The organism is Pantoea sp. Cy-640, from assembly GCF_011752635.1.
Taxonomy (GTDB): domain Bacteria; phylum Pseudomonadota; class Gammaproteobacteria; order Enterobacterales; family Enterobacteriaceae; genus Pantoea; species Pantoea dispersa.
The window spans coordinates 1-13,504 of the sequence record NZ_VWXB01000009.1; the positions used below are offsets into that span (position 1 = coordinate 1).

The window sequence follows — 13,504 nt, forward strand, 5'->3', positions numbered from 1 at the left end:
AGCGCCAGTTCTGCCGGCGCATCAGCGTTTTTATCCGGACCTCGCCGCACGCGCAGGGAGAAGTCTTCTACGGCAACAGCGCCGGCGAGAATCTCACCCTACCCACGCAGGATACGCGCGACGTGATAGGGGTGGCGATGCGATCGCTCGACCGCATCTGGCTTGACGGGCGGCGCTACATGAAGGCCGGCATAATACTCGATGACTTCACCCCCAACGGCGTCAGTCAGCTGAACCTGTTCGATGAGGACAAACCGCGGGCGAACAGCGCGCAGCTGATGAAGGTGCTGGACGGCATCAATCAGTCCGGGCTAGGGCAAATGTGGTTTGCCCGTCAAGGTGTTAGTAATGAGTGGCAGATGAAACGCGAGATGCTTTCGCCGGCATGGACCACGCGCTGGGATGACATTCCAGTTGCCCGCGTATTATAGCGGGGCAAGCAAACGGAATATCTCCTGTTTTCTTTTCAGAGAGTCTGTATGGCAAATTTTCTACCGAACAGGCCCTGAAGCCGGGCATAACACCCTTGTTTTGCGTTACTATCAGGCTCAGCGCACACCGGCACTTGTCGAAAAAATGCGTCAGGCGTATTTCCTCTAACGCATCTTCCGTGATGTCAGCATCAGTCAGAGGGTAAAATCGACGTGCTCGCCGCCAAGCATATTAACTCCAATCGTCAGCTGACCGCCAAGTGCTTCAACATAACGTTTGAGCGTGGCAATTTTCAGATCTTCACCGCGCCCTTCAATAGCCGCAACGGAAGGCTGTGCAATACCCATGGCTTCAGCCTGCTGCTTTTGTGTTTTCGACAGCGCCTCACGCAGTTTATACAGCTGAGAATCAAGTCGCACTGCCGCGACTTTTTCATGTACCTGAGTAAGTTCATCAGATGTCAAATCAGCCATCAAGTCATCAAGCGTTTTCATTTCCCGCTCCGTTTCAGTTGGTCCAGATGTCGGTGGTACTCATTTTCCGCTGTTTTAATCATGGTCTTGTAGTAGCGCTTTTCATCTGGGCGTTCTTTATTACCCGCACACAGGACAATCGCTTTACGCATGGGGTCAAACACAAAGAACCCTCTTACGGGCCGCCCGTTGCTCTGCACCCTCAGTTCTTTCATGTTCGGGATTTTTGAGCCGTAAAGCGTATCCACATGGGGCCGACCAAGATGCGGACCTTCCTGCTTCAGAAGGTTCAGTGCAGCAGCACATCCAACTGCATCGCCCTGTCCTGCTCTTTGAGCCATTCCACGAATAAATCCGTGGTTTCAATGAGCCACACATGTCCACCTTTATATATTACAGTCTATAAATCATATATATCATGGTCTATTTTTTCAATATCGCCCTCTGTCTGCCATAGCAAAATTATTTATAGCCAAGCTTTCATTCCCGAGCAGGCGGCAGGCCTTATAAATGCAATATGCCAGTCATCAGCCCGACTGAATGTGGTCAGGCCCCGGCCAGCTAAATACCGGGCCTGTGATGAACGCACAACTCTCAGATTGATTCTTTGCCTTGCGGTGCATTACTAAGTCCGTCGTGACTTTCTTCGTTGAGGTAGCGAATCTCCCTCTGATCGATACCGGACAGCAGATGCGCCAGCGTTTTACGGCCGCGGGGCAGGCGCGATGCAGGTGTCAGTGACACTGTCTCACCCTCGACGGTGACGTTAAGTCGAATGCCAGGCGTCCAGCCGGCCCGGTCAGCCACATCATCCGGAACAGTGATAACTAAGATATCGTTCTGCTGACGTAATGTCAGGTCTGTCATATTTCCTCCCCTTCTCCTCTTAGAAAAAGCATCCGCCGCCGGACAAGCGATATCTGACTTCAATTTAGGGTTAATAAGGCCCATTCTCAGTAGTAACAAGACACTGTTATTGACTGAATGCCTGCCCATTAAAGTGATCTGAAGATACAGCGCAATTCTTTCCAATACCAAAAACATGCGGACTGGTTAAGTGAGTGTCTCGTTAATCATTATGAAAGGGAATTTCATGTTTACGACACCATTCTGGCCTGCTACTGATTCATATCACATTCATATGATGGATATTCCTCTGCCAGACTCACTTTCTCCGGCTGTGCTGGATCTTATCCATCAGGCTACCCGGCTTGCCGATGCGGCAAATCATGTCCATCCAGTTGCCACGCGAACCGGCACCACATTGCTTCAGTCCGTTGAAGAAAAGCTCAGCATTATTTGTTTTAAGCTCGCCCGGGAATTTAGCGACCCGGACACCCGAAAAGCATTGCAACTGCGCGCTGATGTGCTTTCAGATCCCCTTACGGCAGGCGAATTGCTCCCGCAGATAGCCGGTCTTGATGAACAGGAGCTGGTGCAGGGTATTGGTTATATGTCGACATGGGTGAGAAAATCCAGGGCACAGCATTATTTCGCATGGTTTGGATTACCCAATCGCGGCCTGCAGGAAGTTTCCGATGTGGTGGACGAACTTTTTTCAGATAATCTGACCTGGCTGCAGCGCCATATTGATGCGCGGCTGATTGCCCTGCCCGGCTGCCGTTACAAAATCGTTGATCTGTTTGCGATTGCCGGCGAAGCCAACAGCTATCCCAAACACTTTGCTTATTTCTTCCCTGAAGACGAAGGCGTCAAGTACGCGCCTCAAAAACGCACCATCGTGTTTGCAAATACGTATCTTAACCTCTTCGAACGCTTCGCCCGAACCTAAGCCTCTCTGCTCGGCTGGCAACAGAATGTTATTCCGGAAAGCAGCATCTGTGTCCGTCACCTGATTGCGTGGTTCAGAGGTCACGATTTGGGGCATTCCATTGTCATTGAAAAAATCAGGTTCGGCAGCCTGAGCAAGCAGGACCGATGGGGATCCATGGTCATCCAGGAGGCGCTAGCTGACGTGTTTGGTCTGCTGATGAACCTCACAGAGGATACCCGTCAGGCACTGCAGTTGGATGAAACGTATCAGCTGAGAGTATTTCTTCTGCAGATGCTTCGGTATCTGCGTCGTGGTCCCTGCGACTATCCCGATGCCGGGGCGGCGTACATTCAGCTTAAATGGCTGACGGAACATCAGTGCCTGTACTGGAATGGAACCCATTATGAAGTGGATCTCGCCTCGGTTAGACCGACTTTAACCGCGCTGGCCAGTGCGATGACTTGCTCCGTTCTTCGGGGTGATACCGGAAAAGCCGAGGAGTTCCTGCAACGTTATTCACCGCATCATCAGCTTGAAGAAGCTGCAATGCTGCTCAACCGTCTTGGCAAAACGGTCGACATGATTGAATACGACCAGAAGATTAAAGGTTTTATATTATGATCGAATTCTCAAACGGCTTTTTACTGAGTTTATCGCTGTATCTCGATATCGGCATTGCCAATATCGCCATGATTACCCTTGCCATGCAGCGCGGGTATTTCCATGGGTTCTGGCTGGGTATGGGCACCTGCGTTGGTGACTACGAAATGGTCCGCTAAGTGCGGATGTCCATCCACCTGACTATCAGGTTAAAATCCTGTTCAAACCGTGAGTAAGCAGTAGATTTCTTGGGAATTTCATATTGAAACCAACCAATAAAATCATTATAAATCAATAAACTAACACTGAAATTAGCATGGGAACCTCACCCTACTTTCAGACCCAGATACGCGAGATGCATGGCAGGCAAAGGGCAGGGGGCTTGGGGCATTTCACCCGCAGCCTGTTACCAGATCCCCGGTAAAAGCAGAACAAGAGGCAATAAATTCATACAACCCGGCGCGTACAACTTTTTATTAAATACAGTAAAATATTGCACAGAGCATTAATAAGTGTACACTGGAGAAATTAATTGTCAGTGGAGCGGATGATGAAAAGTAACTATGGTGGAGTGGATGAAACTGCGCGCAGAGCGAATGCTATGTTGCGCAGCATGAGTGATGACATTATCGATAAGCGCCAGGAATTCGGTCTCGATCAGTTCTATCAGACGTTCACACGTAATGCCGTGGCCAACCTGCCTAAGCTCAGCCGCCGTGCTGTTGAACAGGCCATTGAAGAAATGGAATCCAAAGGGCATGTGTTTGGCAAAAAGGATGCAGGGAATGCGAAACATTACGCGCTGACTGTTCAGGACGTTGTTGATATCTACGCTCACCGGAAGGTGCCAAAGTACCGCGACATCCATAAGGGCGAAGGCCCTTTTGTGATCTTCGTCGTCAATCTCAAGGGTGGGGTGTCCAAAACGGTCAGTACCGTGACGCTTGCTCATGGATTACGCGTTCACCCTGACTTACTGCAGTATGATTTGCGTAATCTGGTTATCGATCTGGATCCGCAGGCATCCAGCACCATGTTCCTGAATCAGGCAAACAGCATAGGGTCGATTGTCGAAACCGCCGCTCAGGCCATGCTGAATGATCTTGATGCGCAACAGCTTAGAGAACAAATCATCAAGCCAACCATCATTCCGGGTGTGGATATTATTCCGGCTTCCATTGATGATGGATTTGTGGCCAGCCAGTGGGATCGCCTGGTTCAGGAACATCTGCCCGGCGTGTTGCCTTCTGAAGTCCTGCGCCGAAACATTATCGACAGGGTGGGAAGCGACTATGATTTCATCTTCGTCGACACCGGGCCTCATCTTGACGCTTTCATGCTTAATGCCATTGCGGCAAGCGATCTGCTTCTCACGCCAACACCGCCTGCGCAGGTGGATTTCCACTCAACCCTGAAATATCTCACCCGCTTACCCGATATGCTGGAGCAGCTGGAAGAGGAGGGGATTACACCGCGTATAAAAGGAAATATCGGCTTCATGTCCAAGATGACGTCCAAACGTGATCATGAAATGACGCATGGGCTGGCCCGGGACGTGTTTACGTCTTACATCCTGGACGCCACGCTTCCCCGACTGGATGGGTTTGAGCGCTGCGGGGAAACGTTCGACACAATCGTCAGTGCCGATCCACAGTCATATCCGGGCAGTTCAGAAGCGCTCAAAAATGCCAAACGTGAAGCCGAACGCTTTACTCAGGCCGTGTTTAAACGGATTGAGTTCGTCAGAGGGATGCAATAATGAAAGAACTGAAGAAAATGGGACGTACCCTGGGTAACTCCAGCTTCAGCAAAATGCTGAGCGAAACGGAAAGTGCCCGTACTTTTACCCTTAAATCCGGTGCCACCGCGCGGTTTACGCTTACCAAGATTCTGCACGATGACATCGAAACGCAGACTTATGTGGATGCCACGATTAACGGCCGCGATCAGGCCTTTTTAACTGAAGAATCCGTCAGCGATATTTCACGCACCATTAAACTGCAGCAGTTCTTTCCGGCTATTGGCCGTGAGGTAGACGGGCGTATTGAAGTCCTGGACGGTTCACGCCGCAGGGCCGCGTGTCTCTACAGCGGTATGCCATTTGAAGTGTTAGTGACGAAAGATGAGCTGTCGCTTTCAGACGCCCGGCAGCTGGCCATCGACATTCAGACGGCAAAAGAGCACACACTGCGTGAACTGGGTAAACGCCTTAAGCTGATGTACCCGCAGCATATGAATCAGTCTGACATTGCTGCAGCGGAAGGGCTGTCGCCGGCAAAAGTCACGCGTGCTTTCCAGGCGGCGTCGGTACCCGATGAAATGATTGCGGTCTTTCCGTCCGTCGGCGAGCTCTCTATAAACGACTATAAGACCTTACTGGATATTGCAGAGAAGGCGGCGAGCAGGCAAATCAGTGTCCGGGAACTGGCAGAGGGCGTGCGTGAACGTATTGCGCATGATGCGCTTACTGAGCAAGATGATCCGGCTGTTAAGGTAAAGATTATTGGTTACTTTCGTGCAGCCAGTGCTGAACCTAAGTCAGCGCGTGATGCGAAAAAAGTCGTGACCGAAAAAATAGCGGAATTCGGCGATAAAAAGCAGTTTGCACGGAAAAAAACAGACGCCGAAAAGCGCCTTGTGACGTATGAGTTTTCGCGTCTTCCTGTGGCCTGGCAGGCAGAGCTGGATGATGCTGTGAAAGCCGTTATTGAAAAGATGCTAGCAAAATAATTTTCAATCCAGCGCGAAAAGAAGGGGAGGGGAGTTACTCCAGTGAGTATCTCCCCTTTTTATTGGATACCCACCAGGAAATCTCTCTAACCTGCTGTTACATCTCGCTAATTTGGAAAAATTTCAACCTGAAATTCCCATCACTGAACATTATTTTTATGTAGGGTTTTGCGTTCACAGATGACTCAACTGCTTAATCTGCCAGGCCCCTGAATCCTCAACGTTCAGCTTCTAGAGAATCATCGATTAATCATACAAAAGTGGAAGGGCGAATCACAATGACCACTTTGATGGCGTAGCACCACTCATGACGCCATATGGTCTGTTAACTGGAACCGCTATTTGTTGTCCACGGCTTGACCAATAGGAGAAGGAATATTTGTAGCGTCTCAGCGTATATTTTGTTTTAAAAAACTTCTCCGATCGTTGTGGTGGCCGCGCTGATAACGTTACTTTGTATATCTTATGGGCATGTACAAAAAACATACAATTAAGTCTAATAAAATTAAAAATATCACTTATATACAATGAGTTAAAAGTAAAAAACAATACTTTTTTCACATACCATTTTGTAGTCCCTAACATTTGGGATGTGACATCAGAGCATAATTTTCGTTCCTCTTATGAGCAGATTACTGCTGAGCGATCGTATAAGAGAGAAAGTCTGATTAACCGTTACTGGGCGCAAAACAGCTGTCAGACAATTTCAGAGAGGTCTCTCATAACTTTTCTTTTTTACCCCATAGCACCACAGGGCTTTCATCACTACATAAATACAGGCTGGTTGAGAGCGGTCTACAGTGACGTTTATCTGCAGCAGAGATCGGCTGTAAATGATCCATTGATGATTGTGCTGGTATGCCTGTTAAGCAGAGAGCCCTTAGAGTTATCCACTTATCCACGCGATAGATCCCAATAAATTGATCCTAATGAGATCCTTTATAGATCCTAAAGAGATCCCCGATCGCCGCAGGCCGCACCAGCTCTGGTCTGAACAGGGGTCCGTATAAGCTATAGCAAGTAAAATATAAGCTATACAGAGATCACAATAAGCTATAGAAAGTAAAATATAAGCTGTAATTAGGAAAACACATAAGCTATAGTGAGTTTATCGCTCATTTCCCGTTTTGATTGTGGATAACTAATCTGATTGCCTGTCAGATAGTTACTTCGATCATTGGCGAGTTGTTATCTAACAATTCACAATCCGGATCGGTTGATCATGCTCAACGATCCTCTGAAACGTGTGCAGGAACGCTTGTGGCCAGCGACAATCTTGACTTAGCAAAGCTTTTTGAAGAAAAAGACACGAAATCCGGGGAAATCGTAACCCTGACGCCGAATGCCAATAATACTGTGCAGCCGGTGGCACTGATGCGCCTGGGCGTATTTGTCCCTACGCTTAAGTCGTTAAAAAACAGCAAGAAAAACACATCTTCAACAACCGATGCGACCGAAGAATTGACGCGTCTGTCACTTGCAAAAGCGGAAGGCTATGAAAAGGTTGAGATAGTCGGCCCGCGGCTGGATATGGATAACGATTTTAAGACCTGGGTTGGGATCATCCATTCCTTTGCAAAGCACAAAGACAAGGTCATTGGCGACAAGGTACAGCTCTCATTTGTAGAGTTTGCCAAGCTCTGCGGCATCCCCTCAAGCCGCTCCTCAAAGCAGCTCAGAGAGCGTATCAGCCCGTCTCTGAAGCGTATTGCCAGCACCACCATCTCTTTCTCTTCAAAAAGCGGCGACGACGCAAAAGAATACATCACGCATCTGGTCCAGTCTGCTTTTTACGATACCAAAAAGGACATTGTTATCCTGCAGGCTGACCCGAAGCTTTTCGAGCTCTACGAGTTTGATCACAAGGTGTTACTGCAGCTCAAGGCGATCAACGCGCTTAAACGCCGTGAGTCCGCTCAGGCGCTCTATACCTACATTGAAAGCCTTCCCAAGAACCCGGCCCCTATCTCCCTGGCACGCCTCCGCGAAAGGCTTAATCTGCGCTCTCCTGTGTTTTCGCAGAACCAGACAGTGCGCCGTGCGATGGAGCAGCTCAAAGAGATTGGTTATCTGGACTATAGCGAAGTCCAGAAGGGACGCAGTGTCTACTTCCAGGTCCATAATCGCTATCCAAAGCTCAGAGCGCCCAAGACGGAGCAGCTGGAAGCACCGAAGACAACTACGAAAACAAAAGAGCCACTCGATCCGCAACTGCAGGAAAAGATTGAACTTCTGGATAAGCTCGGTATTTCTCTTCAGGATCTGGAAAAGATTTTTAAGTCTCAGTAGCACATAAGCTGTGATGAGTTGTTCTCTTCTCTGAAGAGCAAAGAATCAATGAGGCTGTAAGTACAGCCTTATACTAACTCGCTGTATTTTATTAATTTTATAAAAAAACTTACTCACTACAGCTTAGGTTTGTGGCGCAAAAGACGCGTTTTACTCCTTATAGCTTATATCTATGCGCTGAGGAGTAGGTGTTACTCACTATAGTTTATATAACCCCTCCCACTGGAGGATGTTTCTCACTACAGTTTATAAAAACGCAAATTACCGCTTTTTTTGCTCACTACAGCTTATGCAGTGATGGCAAGCAACTGATTACTCACTACAGCTTATGACTAACAAGTCAGAGTCTTTCTCACTTGAGTCTATCCTTCTGATTTTAAATGAATTATATGCTATTCTGGCTTAACAATTATAAAATATCGGAACTCACATCACCCCCTAAAGCTTATCTTTACTCACTATAGCTTATGATCATGCCAGAATAGCCACTCCTTATAGCTTATATAAGCTATAGAGAGTAAAAGCTCACGGTAAACTGAAGTGGTCAACTAAAACTTGCCTTCGTCGTTATGGCTATTTTTTAACCTCTGACGCACTCTATAAGCTATCTCAGCTATAACTCATTGAACCAGACGATGAGATCGACACCTACATCACTATTGATCGTGTAGGTGCTGCTGACGATGATCATGCCCGCATCATCAAAGCCATAGTAAAGCTGACCGCAAATGTTGCTTCTGACGAAGACGTTATCAAGCATTTGTTTGATTCTGGCTATCTGGATGAAACCAGAAACGTTGTTGCCGGCAGAATTGCACTCGGATGTTATTACTTTACCGACGATGCCGGCATTGAAGTGGAAGCACCCCAAATTGCAGGCGAAAAGATAGAGCGTGGGCTCCAGCAACAGGGGCTGACCAGCCGCTCATACATGTTCCTGCTGACCTGGTATGAGCATCTTGTCTTTGACGAAGAGCAGACAGTCAACGGCGCTAAAATCAGGGCCAACAGACTATATTATCAGTGCGATGTTCGTATCTACAACGGCAAAGGCCGGGTGTATGAGGATCGTTTAAGCAAACTCGGTATAGGTGCCAAAGGATTCCTTCCTTGGAACAAAGGCATGCATGTTGATCTCAGTGGCTGGCATCCTAATGAAATTCAGCTTACTGTGCAGAAATTCATCGTCCTGATAATTTCCCTCTATACGACACCGGTTGTCGGATTCTGCCCATCATAATCCCCGGAACCCCGCATTACGCGGGTTTTTACTTTTTGCGCGCCAGATCTGATTATGCTGTGAAGTTACGCAGGTGGTAGAGGATCTTCAGCGCGCGGACATACAGCATGTCCCACTCCAGATAATCGTAAACGGGAACTACTTCAGGCAGCGGGAAACGTTTACTTTTCCACTTCTGGTTAAGGCTAACCACATCTGCCAGTGATGGCGCTAAGCCGCGAATCTCGGCTACTTTACGGCAGAGTTCACGGGCAGAACCCCCGGCTTCAGCCTCGCGAAGGATACTGAAGATCTGTTCGTCGGAAAAACGCTTTTACATGAGGATGTCCTCATGTAGCTTGTGAAGCCATTATTAACATCGCGGTGTGTTAATCAACGGGGAGCAGGTCAATGCATTTAATGTGCTATTAAGATATTCTGGAGGGCGAAAGCAGAAGTTTTCTGTTAGCCCATTCAAGCTTGCTGAACTTTTTGTATTTACAGAGAACTGTGTCTGGTACCACGTAAAATCCATGATAAAAAATATCGTTATCAGTTAGATTTATGATGTGTAATCAGGTACGGGATGCAACTTAAAACCTGACCGGTGTTCTTGGAATCGCATTATCATGCCGACGGGAATAGTTTTCATTCAATAACGTCCCTGTATACTGAGTTCTTTCGCTCACATATTCGTACCGCTAAGGAAAAACTAATATTTCCAACTTAAGATATTTGAAAAGTCTTTTTTCTGGAGCGGTCATGAAATCTAAGTTATTGGGTGCAATTCCGCATAGCTATGCCCCCTTCTTTCGCGGGCTTCACATTGCTATTGCACTACTTATTTTATCGCAGATTGTAAATTCCAACTTCATTGACGCAGAGTTGCTTTCCGACAGCAGTTTCGAAGGGATAATGACATGGATACACATTGTCTCAGGCTTTTTGCTGCTCTTTTTGGGCGTGGCACTGTTGGCATGGATGATCTCACAGAGAGGGTTCCGCTGGTACTACGCATGGGCCATGTTAGACTTCAGCGGCATCAGGCGCGATATCAAACTGATAAGTCAGTTCAAGCTGCCCGAAGCTTCCCGGGGTGGCATTGCAGCTGCTGTTCAGGGACTTGGTGTTCTTGCACTCATCGTTGTTGCAAGCTCCGGCGGAATTTGGTTTATTGCGGAAGCATTTCTGAAAGCCTCATCTGATACAACTGAATACTATATTGATCTACATAAATTTCTGACGACGTTCATCGAAATATATTTTTATGCGCACGGCCTGATGGGTTTATTGCATATGTTTCTGGCAAGAAAAACAGCCATATCATAGTCCGTAAATAACAATTATGCGCGCGTCATGAGGCGCACAGAGTTTTCAATAAGAGGAGTGATCGTGATCCCTGGAGAAACTCATAAAATTTCACGCTCTGGCTGGCTCCGTGCCGCAGTATTGGGCGCCAATGATGGCATTGTTTCTACAGCCAGTCTCCTGACTGGCGTGGCAGCTGCCAACAGCTCAGCTCAGAATATTCTTCTCGCAGGTGTGGCCGGGCTGGTGGCTGGAGCGATGTCTATGGCAACAGGTGAATACGTCTCTGTTTCATCGCAGTCTGATACCGAACGCGCCGCCATTGCTGAAGAGCAGGCTGAACTGGAAAGCAACTTCCAGGCTGAAACTCACGAACTTGCCACCATTTACTTGCAACGTGGCCTCAGCAGGGAATTAGCGCATGACGTTGCCACTGCTTTGATGAAACATGACGCCCTTGATGCACATACCCGCGATGAGCTCGGCATCTCTGATATCTCAGCTGCGCGGCCACTTCAGGCTGCGCTGTTTTCTGCGGGTAGTTTTACCGTGGGGGCGGTAATTCCACTCGTTGTAGCACTGGCGTATCCCGGTATAGCTGGTATCGTTATATCAGCTCTACTGGCACTTATAGCTCTGGGGGCCGTTGCAGCCAGAGCCGGCGGAGCACCGGTGATGCGAAGCATTATACGAGTCAGTTTCTGGAGTACTCTTGCAATGGCGTTATCTGGTGTGACAGGCGCGTTGTTCGGGCACTTTGCCGGATAACTTTTACTGTTCACTACTTCTTTTTTTGAGTCATACATAGATAATCATCCCTCTTCAGAGCGCGCGCAAACCCATAGACACCCGTAGTGATCGCGGTGGCTGAACTGGACCGCTAAATTTGTGGATATCCAGTAAAATCACCGGACACATCTGTTTAACTCTGCTGGGACATATCAACCGGTAAACCGTTACGGGGACATGGTTGGTTGTTGTGACCCTACCATAAGCTGCCCTTGCCCTGTATCCGGGCCAGTGTACAGAGCGTTGAAACTGCCCGATAGCCATTGCACAGACTGTGAAAATCTGCGCCGCAGTGCAGGTAGTACTTCTGATGTTTTTAAGAAGGATAACGCGGAAGGGAGAAATCTGACACATTGACGGCGCTTTCAGGTGAGCGGCTTACCCTCTTGATCAATTTCCTACCGTTGGGGGCTCATTTTTGCATCGTTGATGACAGGAAAGACAGTTGGATTGATCATAAATGGTCTTGATGCAAAAAAATGTGATACGAAAACGGCACGGCTTTTGCTTGACTCATTTTTTGGTATCAAAGGGTGGGGAGCAATGGATGACGCACTGAGTTGGTTACAGGCCTCAAGGCAAAGCGATATTGCCAGCCTGCAACGCCTTCGCCAGACCGGCAAACTCATTACCACCGTCAGCGAACTGGTGCATCAGCTTCAGCGCGAGCGGGGGGCCAGCAATCTGTGGATATGTTCAGAAGGCAGGCTTTACGGCGAGCAGCGGCTCGCCAGTGAGCAGGATGTGACGCGCTGCCAACGGGATTTTTGCCAGGCCTTACCCAGAGTTGAAGCCCAGCCGGGATACAGCCGGTTCTGCAACCTGATCGCCGCCGCGCTGCAGGCCCTGGCCGGATTACCGGCGTTGCGCCAGCAGATTACGCAACAGCAGATCGCGCACGCGCAGGCCGTTGCGGCGTTCAGTACCATAATCCGTAGCTTACTGAACCTGGTCTTTGAGGCCGCCGACACCGCCAGCCATCCTGACATTACCCGCGCGCTCATTGCGCTGTTCAGCTTTATGCAGGGCAAAGAGCTGGCGGGACAGGAACGTGCCCTGGGAGCGGCCGGCTTTGCTGCCGGACAATTCAGTTCGGAGCAGCGCAGCGCCATGGTGGCCTTAATTGAAGCACAGGAACAAAGTTTTTTGACCTTCCAGCAGTTTGCCGATGAGGCAGTTTTACACCACTGGCAGCCGCTGGCGCAGGCCAGTCGCGAAATTGAACGGCTGCGACGCATTGCCTGTACCGACGGTCGGCGGGACGACAGTGGCGCGCTGCACTGGTTTTCGCTGCTGTCACAGCGCATCGACCAAATGAAATTGCTGGAGGATCAGCTGTCAGCCACGCTGATGTTGCGCTGCCGCGAGGCGATCGCACTGGCACAGCATCAGGCAGCTGAACCCCTGAATGTGGCGCAGTCGGGCTGCGATTTTACTTTATATGTCTCCGGGGTGGACTGGCTGCCCACCGAGTCCGGTGCGCTAAACAGCGACGGGCTGGCACCCCAGCTAGGGCGTTCACTGCTGTCGTTGATCACGGAGCAGTCTCAGCGTTTACAGCATCAGGCCAATGAGCTGGCCACCCTGCGCGCCACGCTGGAAGAACGCAAACTGCTCGACCAGGCTAAAACCTGGCTGATGCAGCAGCATGGGCTGAGTGAAGAGCACGCCTGGCAACGGCTGCGTAAAAGCGCGATGGATCAGAATAAACGGCTACCGGAAATCGCCCAGGCGATCGTCACGGTAGCAGCCACAATGAAGCGATAACTCTAAAGCGTTAGCTGCACAATGCTTGTGCGTGGTCTGCGTCACAAACGTGCAAAATCAGTTAAAAAACCAGCCCGGGTAAAGCCCTGATCGCCACGCGCAGGGCCGTTTCAAAGCTGGCAT

Annotated in this window: 14 protein-coding genes and 1 pseudogene; 11 read left to right on the forward strand and 4 right to left on the reverse strand. The window is 49.1% G+C overall.

Annotation, left to right across the window (positions count from 1 at the left end):
- A partial coding sequence (locus F3J36_RS19145) for a DUF4113 domain-containing protein (protein WP_166720270.1) occupies positions 1-431 on the forward strand: 431 nt, incomplete at its 5' end.
- 195 nt (positions 432-626) lie between these two features.
- Here the strand turns inward: F3J36_RS19145 and F3J36_RS19150 are convergent.
- The 3 genes from F3J36_RS19150 to F3J36_RS24250 form a co-directional block, all read right to left on the reverse strand.
- On the reverse strand, positions 627-926 hold the full coding sequence (locus tag F3J36_RS19150) for an XRE family transcriptional regulator (protein ID WP_166720271.1): 300 nt from the start codon (positions 924-926) through the stop codon (positions 627-629).
- Positions 923-1,246: a type II toxin-antitoxin system RelE/ParE family toxin gene (locus F3J36_RS19155; RefSeq protein WP_371742051.1), complete on the reverse strand. Its 324-nt coding sequence runs from the start codon at positions 1,244-1,246 to the stop codon at positions 923-925. The genes F3J36_RS19150 and F3J36_RS19155 overlap by 4 nt, the downstream gene beginning before the upstream one ends.
- A gap of 253 nt (positions 1,247-1,499) precedes the next feature.
- A complete protein-coding gene (locus tag F3J36_RS24250) occupies positions 1,500-1,949 on the reverse strand; it encodes a hypothetical protein (protein WP_247653203.1) in 450 nt (149 codons plus the stop codon).
- A 49-nt stretch (positions 1,950-1,998) separates the two neighbouring features.
- Between F3J36_RS24250 and F3J36_RS24255 the strand changes: the two genes are divergently transcribed.
- The 6 genes and pseudogenes from F3J36_RS24255 to F3J36_RS19185 all read left to right on the forward strand — a co-directional run bounded on the left by F3J36_RS24255 (position 1,999) and on the right by F3J36_RS19185 (position 8,298).
- A complete protein-coding gene (locus tag F3J36_RS24255) occupies positions 1,999-2,697 on the forward strand; it encodes a hypothetical protein (RefSeq protein ID WP_247653204.1) in 699 nt (232 codons plus the stop codon).
- Between the two features lie 87 nt (positions 2,698-2,784).
- The gene (locus F3J36_RS24260; protein ID WP_247653205.1) at positions 2,785-3,300 is read left to right on the forward strand and encodes a hypothetical protein; all 516 of its coding nucleotides are present in this window, start codon (positions 2,785-2,787) and stop codon (positions 3,298-3,300) included.
- Positions 3,297-3,440 (forward strand): annotated as a pseudogene (locus tag F3J36_RS19170) (LysE family translocator); the annotation flags it as partial. The gene F3J36_RS24260 and the pseudogene F3J36_RS19170, both read left to right, overlap by 4 nt.
- A gap of 389 nt (positions 3,441-3,829) precedes the next feature.
- A complete protein-coding gene (locus F3J36_RS19175; RefSeq protein WP_065647942.1) occupies positions 3,830-5,038 on the forward strand; it encodes an AAA family ATPase in 1,209 nt (402 codons plus the stop codon).
- The gene (locus F3J36_RS19180) at positions 5,035-6,009 is read left to right on the forward strand and encodes a ParB/RepB/Spo0J family partition protein (protein ID WP_166720440.1); all 975 of its coding nucleotides are present in this window, start codon (positions 5,035-5,037) and stop codon (positions 6,007-6,009) included. Before F3J36_RS19175 ends, F3J36_RS19180 begins: the two co-directional genes overlap by 4 nt.
- 1,260 nt (positions 6,010-7,269) lie before the next feature.
- On the forward strand, positions 7,270-8,298 hold the full coding sequence (locus F3J36_RS19185; protein ID WP_166720272.1) for a RepB family plasmid replication initiator protein: 1,029 nt from the start codon (positions 7,270-7,272) through the stop codon (positions 8,296-8,298).
- Between the two features lie 613 nt (positions 8,299-8,911).
- Here F3J36_RS19185 and F3J36_RS19190 read toward each other — a convergent pair.
- Complete coding sequence (locus F3J36_RS19190) at positions 8,912-9,058, reverse strand: hypothetical protein (RefSeq protein WP_166720273.1); 147 nt, start codon at positions 9,056-9,058, stop codon at positions 8,912-8,914.
- Here F3J36_RS19190 and F3J36_RS19195 point away from each other — a divergent pair, their 5' ends adjacent.
- The 4 genes from F3J36_RS19195 to F3J36_RS19215 all read left to right on the forward strand — a co-directional run bounded on the left by F3J36_RS19195 (position 9,059) and on the right by F3J36_RS19215 (position 13,381).
- The gene (locus F3J36_RS19195) at positions 9,059-9,538 is read left to right on the forward strand and encodes a hypothetical protein (protein ID WP_166720274.1); all 480 of its coding nucleotides are present in this window, start codon (positions 9,059-9,061) and stop codon (positions 9,536-9,538) included.
- 741 nt (positions 9,539-10,279) lie between these two features.
- Complete coding sequence (locus F3J36_RS19205; RefSeq protein ID WP_166720275.1) at positions 10,280-10,846, forward strand: cytochrome b/b6 domain-containing protein; 567 nt, start codon at positions 10,280-10,282, stop codon at positions 10,844-10,846.
- Between the two features lie 66 nt (positions 10,847-10,912).
- Complete coding sequence (locus F3J36_RS19210; RefSeq protein ID WP_371742062.1) at positions 10,913-11,593, forward strand: VIT family protein; 681 nt, start codon at positions 10,913-10,915, stop codon at positions 11,591-11,593.
- Positions 11,594-12,157: 564 nt separating this feature from the next.
- Positions 12,158-13,381: a nitrate regulatory protein gene (locus F3J36_RS19215; protein ID WP_166720277.1), complete on the forward strand. Its 1,224-nt coding sequence runs from the start codon at positions 12,158-12,160 to the stop codon at positions 13,379-13,381.
- The last annotated feature ends 123 nt before the right edge of the window (positions 13,382-13,504 follow it).